Genomic DNA, 24195 nt, shown 5'->3' on the forward strand with positions numbered 1-24195 from the left:
CCCCTTAAATTCAATCTAAGATGTAAATAGAATTAACAACTTTATATTACTTAAAATGAAAATATTTTATTAATTTCTTTTATATAAAAGTTTTAATGATACTTGAAGCTATGCTATTTGTGTTGTTAATGTAACTAGCGAGTGCTCCTGATGAATTTTTTAGGAAGGGAAAGTATAAATAGAAAAAAGTAATAGTTGGTCAGTCTGTGAGTTGTTGAGCGGAACAATGATATTTTTCATATATAAAAATCATTCATTAAATAGGTAGTGTATAAATAATTGTTATAGATAAGATAGTTATAGATATTGTACCTTATTTGAAAGTTAAGTATAGTCAGTCTATATACATTGAAGTATATACTCAAAAAATTAAAGGATTAATATATGAGTACAAAATGGATTTTTGTTATTTTTTCGTGTGTGTTTTTAAATGGCTGCTTAGAAAGTCATGATGATTATTATAAAGCACATATTAATGAGGCTGAACTTAAGTCTCACAGTTGTAACCTTTCCCTAAATAATGCCCAATCAATAAAAGATCATGCGAAAGCTGATGAGATTTCTGAAAATTATGAATGTATTGCCGCAATTAAAGCATATAAGGCATATAAGCAGCGCATTGAACAAGACCATAAGATAAAAGAAAAATTAGCAGCTAGAAGGTTAGAACAAATTAATCAAAAAAAGTTTGATGATGAATATGCCGCACAGTTACTTTTATTGAAAGACTTACCATATTTAAATTATTTGACGATTAAAAAACAATGTAAAAATGTGCCTGTTGCTTTTATAAATATAAGAGCAAGATGTAAAGCATATAATGATTCTTTTGAAGCAAAACAGGCAAGTGAAATAGTGGCGTTACAAAAAAAATATAAAGGCCCAGAACTGGAAGTATTTAGAGATAAAGCGTGTACGGGCAAAAATTTTGACCAAGTTTATTGTGGTTTGGCTATGGTCGCAGCTAAAAATCAAATAAAGCAACTAAAAGAAGACTACCTCTCAAATGTAAATAAGCTAAAAGCAGACTTTAATCAATGCCAAAAAACTTATACTAAACTAATTGAGCAAGGTGAAAGACGCCAAGCTCAGAAGCTATTATTAAGCTATCAGTGTAAAATTGTGGGGGATTCTGCTCGAAAGCTGAAGGTGTATAACTTTAAAAAAGCAATTTTATAAAATTGATTTATCGGGATGAAAACCCCGATTTGTGTCTTACAGTAAACTAGATTTTATTCATTTAAATTCCAGCGAAATAGTCCTTTGATATCTAGTTGAGCACCTAAATTTTGGTAGAATTTAATCGCTCTGTGATTATCTTGCTCAACTTCCCAACGAATGCGAGATGCGCCATTTTTTATGCAAACCTCTTTAGCTTTAAACATTAAGGCTTCACCTACTTTTTGGCCGCGAAATTTATCCCAAACAAAAACATCGTCTATATTCATATTGGTAGCACCTAACCAAATTGAATAATTCCATGTATAAGAACAATATCCTGCTATTTCACCATTAACTTCTGCCAATAGTGCGCCAAATGAGGGGGGTTCACTGAACCCAGCTTGTTCTAATTCAGTTTTACTTGTTAGCACATACTGGGCTTGTTTATGATGCTCTGCAATAGCGGTAATCAAACTGTATAAGGTATCAATATCGGCTACTGTTGCTTCTCTTATGGTGACCATAAGGACTCCTTTTTATAAACTAATTGTTCGCATTATGTCAGCAACGGAGCCCGTCATTTTTGTATAAATAATACCGTTATTATTGACATCAAAATCGACTTTGTTTGGCGATTCTTGCCAAATCTTACTCGTTTTTTCTTTAAAAGAGTAATGAACTAACGTATTTTCAATTGTTGATGATTGACAAATAAGGCCTGTAGCTGTGACTTGAAGGTTGAGTTTTCTATTAATAAAGCTAGGCATACAATTTAAACCAATTGAAGTCGGTGGCCCATTAAAGTTTTTGAATCGCATTACTTGAGAGCTATTATCGGCTATAAAATAATAAGCGTCATCAGTAGGAGAATATACACCACCTTGATAGCCTAATGGCAAACTAGAAATTTCTTGTTTTTCTATGTCATAACGCATCGCGTACCAAGCATTATTCTTTATAGTAGAAAACAGTAAAGTATTTTCATCTTGCCAACTCATTCCACTAATAGCCATGTTATTTAGAGGTAACTTTCTGGTTTCAAGGTTTTGTATATCCGTAATAAAAACTTGATTATCCGCTAAAATGAGTAATTGTTTATCATTGGGTGAAAACGCCAATCGGTATAACTTTACCGGGTTATTAAAAAAGGTAATTTGCTGTACAGTTTTTTGGGAATCATCATTTTCAGCAATATTTGCCAAATAAACTTCTGCATGCGTTGAGCGTTTTGATACAAATGCATATTGATCAGAGGTATTTGCCAACGTTGGTAGGTAATCCATCACTGATGAGTTATTAAGTGAAATTTCTTTATCGTTTGATTTAAATACAATATCACGATTAAGTAAATAAGATACAAATGTAAAGTCTTCATCATTATTGATCCGTGAAATGTGTTTCACGCGAGATGTATTACTAGCAAGTACAGCTAGTTTTTCACCATGTAAATTACTTTGCCATAATTCGTATGCTGGGTGAGGTGAAGGATGAATAATGCTCTTATTGTCGTGATGCCAGCGAATAGAACGCATTAAATAGGGCAGTTGGATAGTTTGTGATAACTTTGAACTGGCGATATCTAAAGTGTAAACACGAGTATTAGGAGAAAACTCACTGTTTAACATGATTAATTTTTTACCATCGTTTGATATATCAAATGCATAATTTCCTAATCCATTAGTAATGGGTTGATTAACTATATCTTTTTGCTTAGATGAGATATCGACTCTAAATATTTGGTAACCGCTGGTGTGCGTTGTTTTATTATTAAAGTATAAATGTGATCCATCAGGTGTAAAAACAAAGTTTGGGCTACTATTGGCATTACATTCAGTTATTGACTCCCAGGTTTCTTTATCTTCAATAAAATCAATGCTAGCCCAATAAATTATGCACACATTATTGTGTTGATATAAAAAAGCGAGTTTATTGTTGTTGGGTGACCATATCGGTTTAGAAAGCTTTGCTCTTGGATGGATGATATTTCGTTTGTTATGTGTTGCTAAATTTTCGATTTGAATATAGCTATTTTCCTCTGACACTTCTTTGGTATAGGCAAGTAAAGTTAAATCAGGTGAAACACTTGGGTTTAGCTCATTACCTACATCCCGGGTAAAAGGTTTTATTTGTTTTGTTTGTATTTGGTTTGAACTTTTAAAAGAAAAAATCACTATCAGTGTGATTGTAATAAGTACAAATACAGCTACTACTTTTATATATGCTTTTTTATCATCTCTAGAATTGTCTGTAGCGCTTGGTTGTGCTTCTATTGGATTATCTGGCTGATTTGATAATGCGTGTTGATTTATTAAAGTCGATACATCATTTTCTAAAGTTTGTTCACTCGCAGTGAACTGGGCTACCATTCTATAGCCTTTTTTTGGTACTGTAATGATAAAAATTGGATTTTTAGGATCATCATCAAGGGCTTTACGCACTTTAACTAAGGTACGGCTTATGGCGTTTTCTGTTACGAGTGTGCCTGTCCAAACTTGCGCCATTAGCTCATCTTTACTGATCACGCGATGATGATTGTTGCAAAAATAAATTAATAAATCATATACCTTAGGGGCAAGGTTTATCGTTTCATTATTGCGAGTGAGTAATTGATTATGAGTATCGATAGAAATATCGTTAAAGTGTAAATAGCGCAAGCTCATTCCCTGTCTTGTTTTTATCTTTGTTATTTTTTGTTGTCGCTTATATCATACTGTAGATTTGCCTACGTATTAAGCTAAGTTATAAGAAATAATAGCCTTTTTTTGTATTAATTTATTACCGAATAACTAAAATTCATACTTTAGTCATAACTTTTTCCTCATTCATTCCTTAAAAGTCATGAATACTTCATTATTTTTAATTTATTTTTTTATATTGTAATTATTGAAAATTAAATAAAATCATTGGAGAGATATATGAATATCAGTATGTTAACAAGTTTAACCCATCACTATAAAGCTTTCGTTTTAATGCTATTGTTAACTTTACTCATAGCCGGTTCAGCAAATGCAGCAGTGCTCAACCAAAATAAAAAGGTGCTCTTTATAGTTTCAAGCGATAAATCTGGATTTTGGCTACCAGAAGTGGTGGAACCGTATTTTTTACTAGAGCAAGCTGGGTTTAAAATGGATATTGCTAGCCCATTAGGTGGCAAAGGTAAAGCAAGTGGGGCTTCACGTTTATCTCATGAGCAAGAAACATGGTTTTTGAGTTCTAAATTACAAAATCAACTTGATGGTTCAATACCTTTAAATGAAGTGATGTCTAACAATTATCATGCAGTCTATTTTGCTGGCGGCTCAGGGCCAATGTTTGACTTACTTGATAATAAACAGGCACAAAAAATAACCCGTGAAATCTATGAACGCGGGGGGATTATATCGGCAGATTGCCACGGTCCAGCGGCATTGATAAATGTAAAACTCACTAATGGTCAACGCTTAATTGAAGGTAAAAACATAACCGCAAAAGCAAATGTTGAAGAAGGCTTCTGGGCGCGTAGTAACTACCCATTTCTCCTTGAGGATAAAATTAAACAGCTTGGTGGTATTTATAGTGCAGGCAAAAAAAGCAAGCCGCATGTTGTTATAGATGGACGTTTGATCACAGGTCAAAATCCAGCATCAGCTATACCTATGGCAAAAAGTTTGATTGTAATGTTAGGCGGCCAAAATAAAGGTTAAATTGACATTATAAAGTGGAGTGTATTTTATCTATATACACTTCACTTAGGAAAAATATAATCACGCTATAAAACATCAGTAACGACTCATCTATGTTATAACCTCTTTTCTTAAAAAGAAAAATTATAAAAATAATTTTGTAACCCTTTTTAATTTTCAAATGTCTTTATTAGTAATGGAACAAAAAAAGAAGCATAAATGTTGAAAATAGGATTTCAAAAGCAGCTATCCCAAGTAGTAATTGATCAAGCAATCGAAGGAGATATGTCTGCATTAGAGGTTGTGTATCTTACATATGCCGATGCGTGTTTTAGCCTAGCTTATCGAATTAGCCAAGATCAAACGTTAGCACAAGATATAGTCCATGAAGCTTTTATAAAAATAATGAATAAAATTTGTAACTTCAATAATGATGGTTCATTCGCTGGTTGGATAAGACGCATTTTAGTAAATGAAACAATTAACCGGGTTAAATCAAATAGCATTTTAAAGCTTGTAGCTGATACTGAGGTTGAAGAGTCTGCATCAAATGACTTATTTGATTTTAATTGGCTCATTACTTGTCATGATTTAGATGAAATTTTAAAAAATTTACCAACACAAAGCCGTGCTGTTTTGCTATTACATCAAGTTGAAGGCTATACCCATAAAGAAATTGCTGATTTGTATGGTAAGTCTGAAAGTTATTCAAAAGTAACTTTAAGTCGCGCTTACAAAAGCTTAAAGCTAATCGTATTAGAGCAGGAAAAATATAATGCATTTAAATGATGAACAACTATTCGCTCCTGATCCAGAACAAAGTCGTCACTTAAAAAGCTGCGAATTATGTTCTGTTAGGCTAGAAAACTTGAAAGCAGTACAGTCACAGTTACAGAGCTTACCTGTATTGAGCATGCCAAATAAAAGTTGGCCAAATTTACAGCTTAAGCAACAGGTCGCCCATAATAATATTTTGTTAGCGCGTAATAAAAAACGGATACGCAGATGGAAGTTGAGTAGTTTAGCATTAGCAGCCTCTATTTTATGTGTTTTATTGGTACCGAAAATAGATCAATCAGCCACACAAGAGGTTCAGTCAAATATACAACTAGCAGAACTGATAGAGCAAAATAATTGGTTACAGCAAGAATTGTTCAAATCGAATTTAGCGCTTGAATCAACACAAGTTGACTTAAGTTTAGTAAGTTCTCAGCTGAGTATTTTGGACTTATCTATTCAGCAAGCTTATATGGATCAGCTGCCCGCTGCAGAAGTTTCAAAGTTATGGTCACAAAGATTAAAAGTAATAAAAAATAAAATAGTAGAAAAACAACAATTAGATAAAGCGTAAACTCAAGATAGAGGGAATTAAAATGAAAGTCATGAAGCGCACCATATTTTTAATGTGTTTATCAATGTTTCTATTTAATAGTGCATCAGCTAACAATCACAGCCAAGATTCAAAATTGTTATTAAAAAACTTGCAGCGAAAAATTATACATACATTACTTTATGTATCTGAAAATGAAATGAAAGCGGGTAAAGATATGCGTAATTTTAACTATCAGTTTTCGTTACCTGTTAATCAGCATATAAATTTAGGTTTGGTAATTGGTGCGTATAAGCCAAAACTAGGCTACGAGGTAATTTCAGTTACACCTAGCAGTGAAGCTGAAAAACAAGGAATAAAAGTACACGACTATATTACTGAAATAAATCACGTTCCAGTTGAAAAAATAAAATCTAGTGAAATCCTAAATGTTTTATATAAATTAAAAGTAGATCAAAATCTCACTTTAGGAGTTAAATCCAACAAAGAACTTAAAATAATATCCCCCAAATTATCGGCGGTTGAAATACCAAACCTTTACTTTAAAGTCGGGGAAGGAGTGGAAAGTAAATCTACAGCTAAACAAAATTATCCAGAAAACTCATGCGCAAAAGTAAGTGTACATATTAAACCTCCCTCATCAATGGGGCGTTTTGGTGCTGTGGTCTTTGACAAGGTTGACAATAATGGGGTCTCAGATGACTTGAATACAATTCAATTGCGCCCAGGACATCATCAATTTCATTTTACTCGAACTAATTTTTATGGGGGACCAACGTATGGAAAAATGGCTCCCATAGAAATCGAAATAAAACCTAATAAACGTTATTTCATTGCGACCAGAGTAATAAATGGCGTACCAAAAATCGTAAATTGGCGTATTGACGCAGAACAATGTATTCAAAAATAATAAAAGGGTTTTACAATGAAATATATTAAATTAATTTGTTTGTTTGTCTTTACCTTAGTGGCATTTATATCAGCCGCTCAACCTGACAGTTATACCGAAAAATCTAAAATATTACTCAAAGAATTAGAACATGAAATAGCCGCGACACTATTAACTATTGCTAGAAATGAGCAATCTAAAGACAACAAAATTGATGGTTTTAATTGTTTATTATTATTAGAAAAAAAAGATTATATAAATTTAGGCTTATTATTTGAATTAAATAATACTAATGGAATTGGATATGATGTCATACAAGTTGATTCCGGAAGTATAGCCGATAACTTAGGCATTAAAGTTAAAGATACATTACTTGCAGTAAATGATATCAAGCTTGCTGAGCTTAATAAAAGAGAAGTATTAAATTTATTTAGTGATTTAAGAATAGATCAAACGCTGACTTTAGCCCTTGAATCAAAGGGTGTATATAAAACATTATCCACGGTACTTAACGGCTTACACATTCCTGAAATTACTTTATCTTTAGGTCAGTTTGCAGAAAATGCATGTGGTATCGATCCTGTTTAATGTCTACTGAGCTAAAGGTTCTGGTTCGCATTACTTTTTAGATACAATAAACGTGATTAATCCTTCGTTTTAATATTTTTCATGCAATCACAGTTATTCTTTTTACTACTATTTAACATGAGTATGCTAGTTGTTCGCATGCTTATGTTAAATGAATAGTGTAGATTTAAGATACTATCGACTCTACATTAATCATAATTCACTATCAATCTCAGCTTTTCATACTTTAATATTCGTGTGGTTTTTGTGGGGCGCTTATTATTACTATGACTAGAAGATATAATTAAAAAGCTCGGCGGTATTTATAGTGCAGCCAAAAATAAGTCAGCCTCATGTTGTTATAGATGGACGCTTGATCACAGGTCAAAATCCAGCATCAGCTATACCTATGGCAAAAAGTTTGATTACGATGCTAAAACTAAAACAGTAATTTTAGATTATATAATTAAACTCGATCTTATAATTACAATTCTAATAACAAATCACTACAAAATAGTTTTAATTTAACCTCCAACTTTAATTTAGAATATGTGTGCCCATTTTAAATTAAAGTTGAAGGTTGAGAGTGCCCCTGTTATTTATTTTATTTTTCATATTTTTGCCGTTTTTATCTCACAGTTATATCAGTGACTTTGGCGATCCTATGTTTAAACATATTGCAGATGATCATAAAATTCCAGATGGCATAATTGTAAAAATGTCACAAGATTCTAAAGGGTTCATTTGGATCGCAACACAAAATGGCCTAGTAAGGTATGACGGTTATTCATTTAAAACGTATAGAAATGATTTAAAAAATGAAAATAGTTTATGCGGTAATTTTATCAGTGCAATATGGATAGATAATAAAGATAAGATTTGGTTAGGCACGATAAATGGTAATTTATGTACTTATGAAGCCATTTCTAACAAATTCACTCGTATCGGTAAAACCGCAGGTTTTGAGAAACACATCAGCGGGCATCGTATTGATGATATAAACGGAAATAATAAAGGACAAATCTGGTTAGCAAGTGCTAATGGTTTACATGAAATAAATGTTCATAGTAAAACTATTGAAATTAAAGAAAAATCTAATACCGCTTTATCAGATATGAGAATTCATAATGTGGCGTTATCTCCCCTTGGCCAATTATGGGTTGGTACAGGAAAGGGGTTAAGGTATCGAGATAACAATAATCAATTTAACACTATCAAAGGTGTGCTTAAAAATAAGACTGACATATCCGATATCGCAGTTATAAAAATTTTATTTATAAAGGATAAAGTATGGGTAGGCACACAGCTTCATGGGTATTTTATACTTCATAAAGTCAATGATAGTTATGAATTATTTGAAGCCGATGTAAGTGACGTTAATGAACGTAAATCAACTGTAGTAGACATTATTTATGAGCCAATAGAAGATGAAATTTGGCTATCAACTAAAGGTGATGGTCTTTGGGTTGTTGATCAAGTTTCTGGAATTTTAAAAACAAAACTCTATCATGACCCTAAAAAGAACAGCTCCATATCACATAATCAACTAAGCTCTATGCTAATTGATAGCTCAGGAGTAGTGTGGATTGGAAGTTGGGGTAAAGGGCTCGATTTATATAACCCAAAAAACAATGCATTTAAATCACTGAGCAAAATAAATGATACCTACTTAGATATAAATTCTGTTGGTATTATATCTATTTTACAAACTCAAAATGGTGATATTTGGCTAGGAACTTTTGGTGATGGGATCCGAGTTATATCAAAAAAATCACAAAAAGTGACAAAATATCAGCTAAAAAATCATCAGGTGCACGGTTTGTTTGACGGCACGATAATGTCATTGGTGCAAACTAAAAATGGTGATATTTGGGCTGGTTCTCAAAAAAATGGTTTATTTAAGTTTGATGCTAAAAGCAGCACATTCAAGCAATACGCAGATCTAAATGGAAAAAATATTAATGGTTTAGTATATAAAATGCTGGCATTACATTCAGGAGATTTACTCATTGTAGAGCGCGGAGGTGTCAGAAAACTAAACCTGAAAACCAATCAATTTGATGACTTTATTTACCTAGATGAAAACAATAAACATTTAAAACAATTGGTTTATGCTTTAATTGAAACTAATGACAACGTTATCATTATGGGGAGTTACAATCATCTCTATATATTAAAAGAAAAGGAGAAAAAAGTATCTAAATACAATGTTCTGGATGGTTTAACAAGTGCAGACATTTTAGGTTTAGCACAAACTGCTAATGGCAAGGTTTTGATCGGAAACTTTACAGGTTTAGATGAGTTGACTGATTGGAATTCAGAGCCAAAATTCAGTGCTCTTATGCATACAGGTGTACCACAAGGGAATTTAATTGAAGATGCGCAAGGTCGGATATGGAATGATGTAAGTATCATAAATACAATGACAAATCAGGTCGATTTAATCGATCGTGCCGACGGTATTGATATTGGTTCGGCTTGGCTTGGTTCATATACTAAATTATATGATGGTACTATTTTAATAGGTGGATCCGATGGTTTGCTGATCATTTCACCTGAAGATTTTAAACCTTGGTCATATAATCCAAAAGTTGCGATAACAAACTTAAAAGTTGATGGTAATGTTGGATATTTGAATAACGAAAATGAATTACATTTAGCTGCACATACCTCTCGTTTTTCTGTCGAATTTAGTGCTTTTGATTATTCTGAACCAGATAATATATTATACGCTTATAAATTAGAGGGTTATGATGAAAAGTGGACTCACATAACAAGTGAAGATCGTTATGCAACCTATACTAACCTAGATCCTGGTAAATATAAATTATTAATTAAAGCAACTAACCGCAAAGGAACTTGGAGTAAGTATCAGGCATCATTATCGATTAACCAAATACCCTCATGGTATCAACAAATGTGGTTTAAATTATGTGTAATTGGCTTGATACTCATAATGATTTATTTACGTATTTACACACTTAAAATTGGTGCTACTAAGTTAAAACGTGAAGTTAATATCGCCACTAAAGAACTAAAAGAAAACAATACAGCCCTTAAAAATGCACTTGCAGATTTAGAAAGGCTCAGTAATACAGATGCCCTTACAGGTGCCTATAATCGTCATTTTATGAATCAAGTTTTTACTGATTCAAGCAGCGACTTTAACCCTTCAAAAAACTGTTCATTCTTAATGTTAGATGTCGATTTTTTCAAAAGAATAAATGATCAATATGGCCATGATGGCGGAGACAAAGTACTCAAAGAATTAATTCTTTTAGTGAAACAGTTATGTGATGAAAATGATTGGATTGTCAGATGGGGAGGAGAGGAGTTTGTTGTTGTTTTAAATGATACCCCTAGAGAAGACGCGCTGCAAAAAGCACAAATGATGAATGATAAAATAGCTGAACATCAATTTAGGATTTCAAAGCAACATATAGTGCACTGCACATGTTCAATTGGTGTTGTTTCTTATCCATTTAGCTTAACTGAACCTGATGCGATTTCTTGGCAAGAAACACTAAACTTAGCCGATCTCGCTTTGTATCAAGTAAAAAAGCATGGACGAAATCACAGTTGTGAAATAAAAACTGAAAATGAGACAGATATAAAAGAAAAGTATTTATCACTGATAAACAATCAACCCACCACAGAAGAAAACACATTTTTTACAATGAGATTTACACAAAAACACAATCATAAAGTAATTGAGGGGATATAATATGGAAGAAATAATGAATGATATTATGTTGATGATTTGTGTTTTTATTACTGCATGTACATTAATGTATCTACATACAAAAAAACAACCACACTTGCTTCTTTTTAGTATTTCAATGTTTTTAAATTTATTGTATCAATTACAAGTTGTATTTATTGAAATATCTGATTTGAGTATAGTATTAACTAACAGTTGTTATTTATTAAGCGCGCTAGTTTTTTTAGCTGCGACATATACAAGAAATTTAAATTATATTCCTTGGTTTGTTATTTTTATTATGTTTCTATCTTTGATAGTGATTTTAAGCGTTGCTGAAGATTTTAAATCAACTGCAGTTTATTTTGCTATCATATTCCATCTTTTCTATATACATAGCCATTTAACTTCAAAAAATAAGCAAAATAGCGGGGATTATTTATTAATAGCAAATTATAGTATTTATGCGATATTTTTGATCAGCTATTTTATATGTTTAGCGTATTTCCCGTTAGTTGTATTTGAAAGAATTCATTTTATTTTATTTGCTAACGTTTACATTATGACTTTAATGGTTGGCTTATTGATTTTAGCTTTTGAAGATCATCAATCACAATTTAAGCAATCATTACAGCTAGACCCATTAACAAAAATAGCTAATACAGAACAGCTTAGTAATATATTTTCCCATCGTCTACTAACATACAAAACACTCAGTTTTTCGTTATTTAAAATTCATGGTTTGTCAGGAATGACTCAAATTTTAGGTATTGAAGCCAAAGATAATTTTTTAATTTCATTTGTCACAGAAACAAGAAAACAATTAGTAAAGGATGTATATTTTGGGCGACATTGTGATGATGAATTTGTGTTTTTGTCTAATAATATTCAGTCTGAAACTGAATATAATCAGATAATAACAAACAGTCTAAAATACGCAAAAAAGCAACTTGGCTCTGATATCGATATTTCATATAAAATAACAACAGCGAAGGTGCCTGATTTTGGTTCAAATTATCAAGATGTTTATAAAGCGAGTAAATTGATACAACTGCAAAATTGTAATATTCACTCACATGTTACTTCTGATTGTTTAAGCCTAATTGAAGATAAGTTTTCTCTAGAAAAAGCACTTAAGAAAGCCATCGAAAATAGAGAAATAGATATTTATTTTCAAGCTAAATTCGATTCAAATAATACACATATAGTTTATGGCGCTGAAGCATTAGCGAGATGGCAATACAATGGAAACTGGGTGAGCCCTAATGAATTTATACCTATGGCTGAAAGCTTAGGTTTAATAGCGCATTTAGATGAATTGATGCTAGAAAAAGCAATTGAATTTATTGAGCGCTGTAAGCAAAAATTAGGCATTATTATTCCTATTGCGGTTAATTACTCAGCCAAAAGCTTAAAAATAAACGCTTTAGATAAACTTGTAGCTAAGTTATTAAAAGAGATTAATTATGTTCATGGTTCTTTAGAAATTGAGATCACCGAATCAGCGGTAACGGATTATGAGCTACTAAGTGAGCAAGCCAGAAACTTAAAACAAATGGGTGTAAATATTGCTATAGATGACTTTGGTACCGGTTATTCTAACTTAGGCATGTTAAGCCAATTTCCTGCAAATATTTTAAAAATTGATAGATCACTCATAAACTTTATAGGAGTGAACGATCATATGGTGTCATTTACCATTCAGCTTGCACATAATTTAGGATTAAAAGTGGTTGCAGAAGGTGTAGAAACACAATGTCAATTGGATTGGTTAATAGATAAAAAGTGTGATTTGATCCAAGGTTTTTTATTGGCAAAACCAATCGCTGAAGAAGTATTTTATAATCAGTTAAGTCAAAGAGCTTAAATATAATCTTTTAGAGCAGGTTGATTCACTGCTCTTTAAGCTTATTTAAAACTCAATACCTTGTTGCTTTAAAATAGATTGGGCTTCAAGTGTATTATTTTGATATTTTTTCCAACGGCCTAACGCTTTGTTGTTAATTGGTTCGCGTACTTGCACTTTACTTGCAGTAGAAACAGGTGCCCTATTGGTATGAAATTCCAAGCAGCTTTGTTGCCAAGGTAAGTCACAAAATTTTATGATTTCTTTTATCTTATCGGTTGGCTTAGCAACTAAATCTTCATAGCTTAACAGCATGAAATTTGGGTTTAGTTCTGATTGCCAGTGATGCACTAATTTATGAAATTCACTATAAAATCGTGCAGTAGTATTAAGGTCTAATGAGTATCCGTAATAGGGATTATTGATAGTAAATAGCTGCCTGAAATTACCGATGCAGGTATCCATAGGGTTACGCAATAAACATATGATTTTGGCATTTGGCAAAGCACGTTTGATTAGGTCGACATAAAAAAAGTTAAATGGTAGTTTATCAATAAAATGTGCTGTTTCACCTGTTACAGTGCGTGTTCTATTTAAATAGGTATTGCCTAGTTTCTCAAAGTCTAAATCATAAGCTGCTGTCATGGTTTCTACATCTAGCACTTTATTTGATTTGGTTTGTGTGAGTTCTTTTATACTCATACCAAAATCTTGAAGTTCTCCCGCTGAGGTCACTAAATCATGACTTGAAATAATACGCTCTACTAGCGTTGTACCTGAGCGTGGCATGCCTAAAATAAAAATAGGTTCTTTGGTATCACAGCCTTTATTTGTAATAGGTTGGTTACTAATAGATTTTATATGGTGAAATAATTTTTGATATTCTAAAAAGTCATAATTGCTGTGCTTTAATTTGTTGTTTTTACTTTTTTCTAAATAATAAAAAGCTTTTTCATAATCACCTAAACATTCAAATTCTTTAGCTAAGGCATGGCCCAAATGTAATAACCCATCGGGGTGAGTTTGTTTATCAAATGCTATTTTTAAACGATATATATGGTTTTTATCTTTACTGATATTGCCGATATCACTTAAAGCAAAGTGTGCTTGATAATGCGCAGGATTGATTGTTATGGCATTTTCAAAAGCGAGTTCTGCAGTTTTAAAATCACCAATGAATTTACAAGATACACCATAATTGTAATGAAATTGTGCTTTAGTATTATCGAGATTTAAGGCGTGTTTAAAAAATAAAATGGCTTGTTGATGATGCTCTGTATGGCTTAAAGCAACTGCAAAAGTATCAGCGATTAGAGCTGATTTTATATTTTGTATATCTACACTTAATGTACATTTAAGTGCATTTTTTAAATCCCCTGATATTGCGTAACATTTAGCAAGTTGCGCCAAGTATTCATCTTGTTTATCAAATGACAGCGCTTTAGTAATTAGTGCGATTGCTTTTTTTAACTGACCAATTTTAAGATTAACCATAGCTAATAAAAAATAGGCATCGGCATGATTTGGATTTAACCTTAATAAAGCTACTAAAGCGCTATGTGCCGCTTTTATATCAGACTTATTAAGTGCAATTTGCGCTGTGCGATGAAGTGCTAAAATATCTTGAGTCATAACAATAATCTTATATAAAAAGCCTGAAGTAGCTTCAGGCTTGATGTTTAGAATAATATTTAGCTACAGTTATAATTCAAACTGATAGTTAAATTTTAATCCCAGGGTGCGAGGACGATTTACAAAATGTCCATAATTTCTTTGAATATTGGCACCATTTGCTGATGTAATATCTGCCCGATCACGTCTTACCGATGTGTAGGTATATTTATCGAATAAGTTGCTCACATAAAAAGTAACAGCCCATGCATCTGCTGATACTTTTGCAGATAAGTTACTTAAAGCAAAACCAGGCAAGGTTTCAGCATTATCATGTAAGCCTACTTTTGAGATCACATCGCTTTGTGCTGTAATACCGTAATTAACATCTAGCATTTTGTCATTCATCACTTCGGTTTGATAATTTAAACCTAATGAGAATTGATTTTCTGCAGAGCCAGGCAATCTATCGCCCTCTACTGCACCATCAGAGCCATCTTTATTAAATAAATATGGCGCATCACTGGTAAGCTCAGCTTGCGTATAAGCATAAGTTGCATAGGCGGTTATATTATCATTTACGATTGCACGAGATGAAATTTCGACTCCTTTTGCATTGGCACTACCCGCATTTGAAGTATATGGTAATTGACCCACTTCAGTCGCGCCAGCTATTTGCGCATCTTCCCAATCTACATTAAATAAAGCAGCATTAAAATGTAGTTTATTTTTAAACCAAGTACTTTTAAAGCCTAGTTCATAGTTTGTTGTAATATCAGGGGTATAGAGCATTTCATCCGGTTTGCCACAGCCTTTTTGAGTGCCTTCAGGTAATGGATCTGGACAGGGAGCTAAACCATTGGAACCGCCAATTCTAAAGCCCTCACTGACAGTTGCATATGCCATAACATCGTTCGTAAATTGATAGTTCGCATTAAATTTGAATAAACTGCCGTCATCTGAGGCTTTATTTTCTTTAAATTCTAAATTAATGGCATCAGGTGCTGTACCGCTAAAAATCGTATTTGCTAATGGAAAATCGACAGCAGACTCAGCCCAGACTTTATAATCATAAAAGCGTGCGCCTAAGGTAATATTAAGCTTTTCGTTTACTGCATAACCAAGCTCACCAAAAATGGCTTTCTCTGTTGTTTCACTGCGATCAACAGAGTAATACTCTAAATCATCAGGGCGAGAGCCTCCTAAAAATTCATCGTAATGTGGTGTGAATTCTTTACTAGAACCATCCGTTTCATTTTTATTATAATAGCCGCCAACAATCCAACTTAGTGCTGATTCATTTTGAGAAACTAGACGAATTTCTTGAGTGAGAGAGTTATCATCGCTGAGCTCTCGTGTAAATGCCGAAAATGATGGAAACTCTTCATAACCATAATCGAGTCGAATAAGTAAATCTGTTTGGTCCCGCTGTCCATCAGCTTCAAATGTCGATAAACCTGTTGCAGATACTAACTCTGCAAAGCCAAGATCTGCTTTTATTTCTAGGCTTAGTAATGAATCTTCTTTTTCTCTAGGTTCTTCATAACGATATGCAGACTCGTATTCCCCCAGCACTTGATTTAAACCATTACTTGGGTTTAATGCATTATTGTGAACAATTGAGCGACCTTCAGTATCTTGTTTTTGATGAAAGTAATTTATTGTCGTATCAAGCCAATCGGTTGGTTGCCAACGCACAGATATACGTGCCGTTGTTGTTTGTTCGCCATTCGCATCTTTAACTTTTTTTAAATTGTCGTTAACTGCTGTGTTATTTGTCCAATCAGGATCTGGTAGTGATACACCACCTTCTTTTACAACATAGTTATAATCAATAAAACCAGGATCGTCATAAACATTTAAACTGGCACGCACAGCCAATTGATCTTCAATCAGTGGCAGGTTAAAAATAAAGCCTGCTTCGCCACCTGTGCTATCACTCTCATTGATTGAAAAAATATCTCCGTATACTTCGCCTGTGGTGATATCTAGTTGCGGCGCTTTTAGCATATAGCGAATTGCGCCACCTAAAGTACCCGCTCCGTAAAGTGTGCCTTGTGGGCCAATTAATACTTCAACACGTTCTACATCGGTTAAACGCATATCAATGGATACTGGAATTTCATTGATGTAAGTTGCAACTGTGCCGCCGTCAGAACCAGGACCTGATGAATTGGTATTTAAACCACGTACGATGATGGGTGAACCGGAACGACCGCCTTGATCTGTGACAGTTAAACCTGGTACCCAACGCGCAACATCGGCAAGTTCGCTGATATTTTGATCTTTCATTACATCACCGTCTAAAGCGGTAATATTCAGTGGTGCTTCTTGGACCGTACCTTTACGTCTGGTTGCTGAAATTTGAATTACTTCAATTGATTTTTCAGCACCAACTTCTGCTGCTTGAGTTGTAATTGGTATGGCAATTGAACTGGCAATAGCCAGAGAGATCACACTTAGTTTAAACATTAAATTCCCCTTTTTATTTACTGTCTCTTTATATTTATTACATTAAATAAACATTAAAAAAACTCTAAAACAATTGAGGAAAAACGATTGTGAATGAGTATTCACCCTTTAGTGCATAATATGCAATAGTATTGTTGTTTATACTGACTTTTATCAGAATATATTTCCAAAATTAATTTATAGTAAAAAGTTAAAAAACTGTGATTTATTGCTCAAAACATATCTATGAACAATAATTAACAATTCAATTTATGGTTTATTTGAGATGCTAAATGCCTTTTAAATTAATTTTATTTGTGTTTATTTTGATTGCTTGTTCTCCTGTACAAGCAAAAATAATGACAGCCTGTATTGACCATTATCCTCCATTACAGTTTGTAGCAAGAAAACCATATGGTGAAAGTATTTCGGCATTAAAAACCCTAGCAAAATTGCTTGAATATAAAATTAAATTTGTAAGAGGTCCTAATTTTGCTCGATGCCTAAAGCTATTAGAGCTCGGTAAAGTTGATGTATTAGCGGGCTTGGTCGATAACGAAAATCGCAGAAAAATCGCTTTATTAGTCCCTTATAAAAAAGACTCTGAATATATCTTTGTGATCCGCACCCAATCTTCAGATATTAAAAGGTATGATGATTTTAAAGGGCTAAATGTTGGGGTAACAAAAGATACGCTATATTTTAAACGTTTTGACACAGACAAAAATATTAAAAAAGTGGAGGTTAAAGATATTAAAATAGGTTTACAACTATTGGTTAAAAGCAGAGTTGATGTGGTGATCACTGCTACAGAAATTTTTAATAGTTCAGTTAAAGAATTAAATATCACAGATAAAGTAAAACTAACCACTTTTACTCAAAAAGTAAATCGCAGCTTAAACTTCGGCTTTAGTAAACAAAGTGCTCTTCAAATTACAGAATCAAAAATAACTAAAATCAACCAAGCAACTGAACAAGGCATGTTTGTAAAAGCAATCAATGATTTTATTGCTAAAAATCCACAATACTACTGATAATGACAAGCCTAAAACTCTTTTAATTTTTTATACATGATTGTTGTTGCATCAAACCTATGTTCTCTTGGATCTTTAGCAAAGTTCGGAATGACGCCTGCGGTTTGATAGCCTAAAGCTGTATATAAGGGTTCAGCTTTATCACTTGTTCGTGTATCTAAGGTGAGTAAAAACTTATCAATTTTAATCGCATGCTCTTCTAGGTGTAACATCAGTTTTTTAGCAATACCTTTGCGCTGAAAGTTTGGGGTTACCAATAATTTTGATACTTCGGCTCTGTAAGGCTGGTTCGGTGGCGTATCACACTCTAATTGAACTGTACCCGCTAATTTATTATCAATGAGAGCAATAAAAACGATTGTATTTCGTACAATTAAATTAGGTAATACTTTATTTAACCAATAAGTTTTGCTGTCTGTTTTTGTAAATGGCAAGACAAAGCTAATACTGGCTCCATCATGTACACATTCATAAAGTGTATCGGATAATTCATTTAAATAGTATTCAAAGTTATATTGGTTTAATAATATTATTTTTACTGTTTTATGAGTCATACTGGACACACTATTGTAAGGTAATATTTAACGCAAACAGGGCCAATGACTTTAAACGCGCTGCTGCCATTTAATCTATATCGCAGGCAATCACCTGGATTTAGATTATGGATCTCTCCCTCAATCGTAACTTCTAAACATCCTTGTTGTAATACCAAGTGATGTTCTAAATTGGGAGTAGGTGATGCATCATATTGAATATGGCAATGAGTAGGCAATTCACACTCTAAAACTTCAGCTGAAAATTGTTTGCTTGGTGGTGATAATGAGCGACGAATAAAACCAGTTTCAGGGTCTTGCCATACCATTTGTTTATCATGTTTAATGACACTATTAGAATGAGATTCAATCATTAACATTAAACGAGACAGAGTGATTTCAAATGCACTACAAAGCTTACCTAATACTTGCGCTGTAGGGCTGACATCGCCTTTTTCAATTCTTGATAAGCTTGCACGACTAACGCCTGATTTTTTTGCTAAATCATCTAAAGATAAACCTTGTTCAATTCGTATGTTTTTTAATCTCACCGCTAATACGTGATCTTCTGTTCGTTCTATTTTCATAAATCACCTTAAATTCTCATATTTGGGAATTATTGTCTATTTTGAGAATGTTAGCAAGAGGAAGGGATTATCGAATAGCCTAATTTGGTCAAACCCAATGTAAACTTTTGTAAAACTATTTCCCCGACTTTTTACATATCATGCCTTTTATCATTTGAATTAAATAGCTATTTTGGAACGATACATACAAGACTTATATTGTTTACATATTTGGAAAATTAAAATGTTCAACTACATAAAATTATTGACTATTTTGATATTAATATTGAACGTATCAAATGGCTATGCATTACCTTCAAACATAAAAGTATTATCTGATATTTCCTATGGTAAAGATAAAGATCAGACGTTAGATGTTTATGTCCCTGCTAACGTAAAAAATGCCCCTGTTATATTTATGGTTCACGGTGGTGCGTGGCGAAATTGGGGAGATAAGGCTGATAAAGCTGAAGTTGAAAACAAGATCTCACACTGGGTTACACAAGGATTTGTTTTGATTTCTACTAATTTTCGCGCACTGCCTAAAGTTGGGCCGGTTATTCAAGCTGAAGATGTTGGCGCTGCTTTAGGCTTTTCTCAAAAAAAAGCGAGTGAATGGGGCGGCTCTGCAGAAAAGTTTATATTAATGGGGCATTCTTCTGGCGCACATTCAGTATCTCTCGTTTCATCTAATTTTAAAAGGTTTACAGGCAGTGAAACGAAACCTGTGTTAGGGACTGTTTCAATGGATTCTTCGGCATATAATATTGTGGGAAGATTAACAACACCAAACTTATCTGAATTTTACACCCAGAGGTTTGGTACAGACCCTGACTATTGGCAAGATGCATCTCCTTTCTATGTACTTACAGATAAAACACCACCGTTTTTAGCAATATGCTCAACACTAAGTAAAACAGCTTGTATTGAAGCTAAAAAATATCTTAAAAAAACCAAAAGTCTTGGCACGTATGCAGAGCTGATCTCAATAAACTTATCTCATGGGGAAATAAACTCAGAGCTAGGGAAACATGCTTGCTATACCAGTAATGTTGATGCGTTTATTAAGAGACTAAACCCAGAGTTAGCATCAATGTACTCAAATAAAGATACCCGTATTCAAAAAGAATGCTCCGATATTTTAGTTGTTAAGGCTTACTAATTTTTTCAATCCGACTAAGTATAATTTTTAATAAAATGGAAAGTGAAATGCTGAAAATTCTGAGCCCTTTTTTATTAGTAGTTGCGTGTTTTAGTTTTCCTGTCACAGCAGGAAATATTGTAAAAGAATTAAGAACAATTGGCGAAGCGAGCCGGATTTCTATGGATTCAAAAGTACTAGGAGAAAATAGAAATTTTTTGATTAATCTGCCTGAAAGTTATGACTCATCAAATAAATCTTACCCCGTTGTTTATTTATTAGATGGTGAGCGTCATTTTAATCATGCAATTGTAGCAACTCAGATCTTACAAAATCAGCAAAGAGTACCTGAGTTAATTATTGTCGCTATCACCAACTCTGATATTTGGGGAAGTGATAATAGTACTAGGCAACGTGATCTCGGTTATGAGAAGGTAAAGTTTACGCGATATATTAAAAATGAGGTCATGTCTTATGTTAATAAAAACTATCGCACAACTGGATTAAATACGCTATTTGGTCATTCGCTTGCAGGTTATTTCTCTACTCATTTATTGGCAACTCAGCCTGAACTATTTACAAATTACATTGCTGCGAGCCCAGTTATACAAAATGAAGAAATCGATATATATAAAAATATACTGACTAATCTAGATACAAAAAATATTGAGGAAAAATCGTTTTACTTTACCTTGGCCAGTGAAGATGAAGCGAGAAGAAAATCAGTAACAGATGCAGTCAATAATTTTGTTAAATTATTAACTAAACAGACTCCTAAAAATCTTAATTGGCATTATGAATTTTTTAATAATCAAACTCACGGCAGTATATATTTTCCAACTTTTTTCCCTGGAATGACTTATGTATTTAAGAATTACCAAGCACCTCACTTTTCAAAATATGAACAATATACTGATTTTGGCGGTATGCAGGGAATGAAAGCGCATTATAACAAACGCGCAAAGATATATGGTACGGATAAAAACATACCAGAAAATACCTTACTTAATTTAGCCAGTATGCTTTTAAATGAAGGTAAAACACAAGATGCACTGAAATTATACTCAACACTTATTCGAGATTTTCCGAAATCAGCTAGGTCGTTCAGTGGTTTAGGGCAAACTTATAGTGTAATGAAGCAATATACTAAATCGATTGAGGCACATACAAAAGCTGTAAAGGTTGGTGAAAAACATAGCCCTGCATGGCGCAACAGGCTTTTTAAATCGCGATTAGATGCCGCAAATAAAAACGTTCAGATATTAAATTAACCTTAAAAAATAAAGAGCTATTTATGACCGTACATTTAATAAATTATTCACGAGTTGTTGTATTTGCTTGCATCATTTTATTTACTTTTTTGATACCAAAAGTGTCGGCTGCAGATGTACAAGCGTTTGTTATTCAGCTTAAAACGCATTATCAAAATACATCGTCTATTACCGCGTTTTCACTGAGTCATCATTATTTAAATAAACAATATAGATCCCATGATTATTGGGATCATCAAACCCCTAATAGGAGCATGGCACAAAGAACGGTTGAGATAGACATGGTAAAAGAGCACTTTTTTGATAATGACATATATTACACATTAGGTGGTATGTTATTAGATAGGGCGCATTTTGAAAATGATACACATAGTATGGCTTATGAATTGAATGGTAATTACTTGGGAAAACAGGTGATTAATCAAGGTAAAGGCCAATTTTATCGTATGGGTTATATCTTAAGGAATATCTCCTTTCTTGCTGTTCGTCCTTTGTTTGAGGAAAGTGATATTGAAAAGAATATTCGCTTTGAGAAAAATAAAAAATCGACAACAACCACTCTAATACATAAAACCGCTGATGGTAATATAGCCATTTATGAATTTAGTAACATGTCTTTACAACTAGTTTCGCTTAATGACAAGTTTAAGCGTACTCGTTTTGTTTATGAGGATTATCAAACGACAAGAGGTCTAACTTATGCCCGAATAGTATCTCAACATGTTGATGGTGCAATAGAGCCAAGTTACGTTATTTATAATGATCAATTTGAAGTTATTGATCAAGTAGAACCAAATAAACTTGATGTACCAAAGGGGTTTGACTCAGAAGTTGTGAGAGGTGATGGTATTTTAACATCACAAAAAATTGCAAAAAATCTGTATCTAGTTACTGATTCATCAGCTTGGCGAAATAGCTTATTCAAAGTTAATGGAAGTGAAATTACCGTATTTGGGGCAAGTGGCTATTCTGAGTTAGCTCAGAAAACCATTAAACTTATCAATAATCAATTTCCAAATAAGAGAATTACATCTGTTTATGTCACCCATCCTCACGGACGTGAAATTTCTGGTTTGAATGTGTTTGCTAAGCTGGGGGTTGAAATACTTGCTGATAAATATAGCATCGAAGCAATTAAGGCTTTTCCAATATTTGGTAAAGACATAAGTAAATTCAAATTTCGTACTATTGAAAATGAGCAAGTCATTGATAGTGCTCACTTTTATGTGTTAGACAATTTACATTCGAAAAAGCAAAGTTTTGTTTATTTCAAAGACAGCGAACTCATTTTTCAATCGCACTTTTTACACATTCCTTTTGATAATACCATAGCCAAGGTAATACCGAGTTATACGAGAACTTTCATTGAATTTGTGCGTAATAAAAAATTGAAGTTTAATCGCATTGTAGGCAATCATCTTAATAATAATATTTCTGTTGCAGTGATGAATAAAACCTACGATGCCATTTTGTGAGTTTGATTACATAACCCCATTAAAACTAAGCTAAAAAATATACGTCAGTAATTGAATTTTAAACTGACATGCTTTGTTACATTATGGGGTACTGTTTTTTGAAATTTTTATTCTTCGAAAACTTTCTAATTTAACTGTTACTCACAAAACCTAACAGTGAAAAATAATGATGCCAATAAAAAATAATCGCTTAATAAATGTAGCTAACATTAAAAACGCTTGATAGCCCTGTCACTGGTAAGTCTGATCAGTGCCTGTGGAAACACTCAAACATCAAATAACAATGATTTTTCATTATCGATGCAAAACATTGAAAGAAGTGAAAAAGATAAAGCTCGTGATGCAGGGCGAAAACCAGAAAAAGTGATGGATTTTTTTGACATTCAATCAGGTATGTCAGTTTTAGAGGTATTATCCAGTGGGGGATATTATACTGAATTATTATCAAATAGGGTGGGAAAACAAGGTATTGTTTATGCTCAAAATAACCGTTTTATTTTAGATGTCTTTGACGGGCGTTTTGCCAAAGAGTTTGAGCGAAGAACGCAAGAAGATAGATTAGAAAACGTAAATCATTATATAAAAGAGTTTGGTGATTTTGATTTAAAAGAGCAGATAGATGCTGTCACTATTGTGCTGAATTACCATGATATGTATTCAAATTTTGATACTCAGAAGCGCAAAAAAGTACTATCTCAAATCAAAACAGCATTAAAACCTGGCGGTACCTTAGGGATCATAGATATGGAAGCTGGAAAGGTTGAGCATAACCCAAAACTACATCGTATTCATCACCAAATAGTAAGAGATGAATTGGCTCAAGCTGGCTTTATACTTGAAGCTGAGGCGAGATTTTTGAAGAATTCCACTGATGATTATAGCAAAGTCGTTTTTGATCCAAGTGTAAGAGGAAAAACTGACCGCTTTGTATTTAAATATATAAAACCTCAGGCGTGAT

20 protein-coding genes are annotated in these 24195 nt (G+C 33.0%); 14 read left to right on the forward strand and 6 right to left on the reverse strand.

What is annotated here, in order from left to right; all coding sequences use genetic code 11:
* The first annotated feature begins 384 nt into the window (after positions 1-384).
* A complete protein-coding gene (locus KO527_RS22535) occupies positions 385-1179 on the forward strand; it encodes a hypothetical protein (protein ID WP_216042497.1) in 795 nt (264 codons plus the stop codon).
* A gap of 53 nt (positions 1180-1232) precedes the next feature.
* On the opposite strand, the gene KO527_RS22540 is transcribed toward KO527_RS22535, so the two are convergent.
* Together KO527_RS22540 and KO527_RS22545 are read right to left on the reverse strand one after the other, a co-directional pair.
* Positions 1233-1685, reverse strand: a complete 453-nt coding sequence (locus KO527_RS22540; protein ID WP_216042498.1) for a GNAT family N-acetyltransferase — start codon at positions 1683-1685, stop codon at positions 1233-1235.
* Positions 1686-1697: 12 nt separating this feature from the next.
* Positions 1698-3821, reverse strand: coding sequence for a winged helix-turn-helix domain-containing protein (locus KO527_RS22545; RefSeq protein WP_252733990.1), 2124 nt, complete (start codon positions 3819-3821; stop codon positions 1698-1700).
* Positions 3822-4076: 255 nt separating this feature from the next.
* Here KO527_RS22545 and KO527_RS22550 point away from each other — a divergent pair, with 255 nt between their 5' ends.
* The 8 genes from KO527_RS22550 to KO527_RS22580 all read left to right on the forward strand — a co-directional run bounded on the left by KO527_RS22550 (position 4077) and on the right by KO527_RS22580 (position 13176).
* A complete protein-coding gene (locus KO527_RS22550) occupies positions 4077-4844 on the forward strand; it encodes a type 1 glutamine amidotransferase domain-containing protein (RefSeq protein WP_216042499.1) in 768 nt (255 codons plus the stop codon).
* A gap of 198 nt (positions 4845-5042) precedes the next feature.
* Positions 5043-5612 (forward strand): RNA polymerase sigma factor, encoded by a 570-nt coding sequence (locus tag KO527_RS22555; protein WP_216042500.1) that lies wholly within the window; start codon positions 5043-5045, stop codon positions 5610-5612.
* Entirely contained in the window at positions 5599-6174 is a 576-nt protein-coding gene (locus KO527_RS22560) for a hypothetical protein (RefSeq protein WP_216042501.1), read from the forward strand. The genes KO527_RS22555 and KO527_RS22560 overlap by 14 nt, the downstream gene beginning before the upstream one ends.
* 22 nt (positions 6175-6196) lie before the next feature.
* Positions 6197-7063, forward strand: coding sequence for a PDZ domain-containing protein (locus tag KO527_RS22565; RefSeq protein ID WP_216042502.1), 867 nt, complete (start codon positions 6197-6199; stop codon positions 7061-7063).
* A 15-nt stretch (positions 7064-7078) separates the two neighbouring features.
* Entirely contained in the window at positions 7079-7630 is a 552-nt protein-coding gene (locus KO527_RS22570) for a hypothetical protein (RefSeq protein WP_216042503.1), read from the forward strand.
* A gap of 307 nt (positions 7631-7937) precedes the next feature.
* Complete coding sequence (locus KO527_RS26345) at positions 7938-8060, forward strand: hypothetical protein (protein WP_289847737.1); 123 nt, start codon at positions 7938-7940, stop codon at positions 8058-8060.
* 213 nt (positions 8061-8273) lie between these two features.
* The gene (locus KO527_RS22575) at positions 8274-11333 is read left to right on the forward strand and encodes a ligand-binding sensor domain-containing diguanylate cyclase (protein ID WP_216042504.1); all 3060 of its coding nucleotides are present in this window, start codon (positions 8274-8276) and stop codon (positions 11331-11333) included.
* 1 nt (position 11334) lies between these two features.
* Positions 11335-13176: an EAL domain-containing protein gene (locus KO527_RS22580; RefSeq protein ID WP_216042505.1), complete on the forward strand. Its 1842-nt coding sequence runs from the start codon at positions 11335-11337 to the stop codon at positions 13174-13176.
* A gap of 45 nt (positions 13177-13221) precedes the next feature.
* Here the strand turns inward: KO527_RS22580 and KO527_RS22585 are convergent, their stop codons facing one another.
* Positions 13222-14787 (reverse strand): tetratricopeptide repeat-containing sulfotransferase family protein, encoded by a 1566-nt coding sequence (locus tag KO527_RS22585; protein ID WP_216042506.1) that lies wholly within the window; start codon positions 14785-14787, stop codon positions 13222-13224.
* 69 nt (positions 14788-14856) lie between these two features.
* Positions 14857-17238 carry a TonB-dependent receptor gene (locus KO527_RS22590; RefSeq protein ID WP_216042507.1) on the reverse strand — a complete coding sequence of 794 codons (2382 nt, stop codon included), beginning with the start codon at positions 17236-17238 and terminating at the stop codon, positions 14857-14859.
* Positions 17239-17510: 272 nt separating this feature from the next.
* Between KO527_RS22590 and KO527_RS22595 the strand changes: the two genes are divergently transcribed.
* Entirely contained in the window at positions 17511-18251 is a 741-nt protein-coding gene (locus KO527_RS22595; protein ID WP_216042508.1) for a transporter substrate-binding domain-containing protein, read from the forward strand.
* A gap of 11 nt (positions 18252-18262) precedes the next feature.
* On the opposite strand, the gene KO527_RS22600 is transcribed toward KO527_RS22595, so the two are convergent.
* Both KO527_RS22600 and KO527_RS22605 read right to left on the reverse strand, forming a co-directional pair.
* Positions 18263-18805, reverse strand: coding sequence for a GNAT family N-acetyltransferase (locus tag KO527_RS22600; RefSeq protein ID WP_216042509.1), 543 nt, complete (start codon positions 18803-18805; stop codon positions 18263-18265).
* On the reverse strand, positions 18802-19371 hold the full coding sequence (locus KO527_RS22605; RefSeq protein WP_216042510.1) for an XRE family transcriptional regulator: 570 nt from the start codon (positions 19369-19371) through the stop codon (positions 18802-18804). The genes KO527_RS22600 and KO527_RS22605 overlap by 4 nt, the downstream gene beginning before the upstream one ends.
* Before the next feature lie 223 nt (positions 19372-19594).
* Between KO527_RS22605 and KO527_RS22610 the strand changes: the two genes are divergently transcribed.
* From KO527_RS22610 to KO527_RS22625, 4 genes are all read left to right on the forward strand, one after another.
* A complete protein-coding gene (locus KO527_RS22610) occupies positions 19595-20512 on the forward strand; it encodes an alpha/beta hydrolase (RefSeq protein WP_216042511.1) in 918 nt (305 codons plus the stop codon).
* Between the two features lie 47 nt (positions 20513-20559).
* Positions 20560-21762, forward strand: a complete 1203-nt coding sequence (locus tag KO527_RS22615; protein ID WP_216042512.1) for an alpha/beta hydrolase-fold protein — start codon at positions 20560-20562, stop codon at positions 21760-21762.
* Between the two features lie 23 nt (positions 21763-21785).
* Positions 21786-23237 (forward strand): hypothetical protein, encoded by a 1452-nt coding sequence (locus KO527_RS22620; RefSeq protein WP_216042513.1) that lies wholly within the window; start codon positions 21786-21788, stop codon positions 23235-23237.
* A gap of 300 nt (positions 23238-23537) precedes the next feature.
* Positions 23538-24194 (forward strand): class I SAM-dependent methyltransferase, encoded by a 657-nt coding sequence (locus tag KO527_RS22625; protein ID WP_216042514.1) that lies wholly within the window; start codon positions 23538-23540, stop codon positions 24192-24194.
* The last annotated feature ends 1 nt before the right edge of the window (position 24195 follow it).

Origin of the sequence: Pseudoalteromonas sp. C2R02, from assembly GCF_018860845.1 — a bacterium.
In the GTDB taxonomy this organism is placed as follows: domain Bacteria; phylum Pseudomonadota; class Gammaproteobacteria; order Enterobacterales; family Alteromonadaceae; genus Pseudoalteromonas.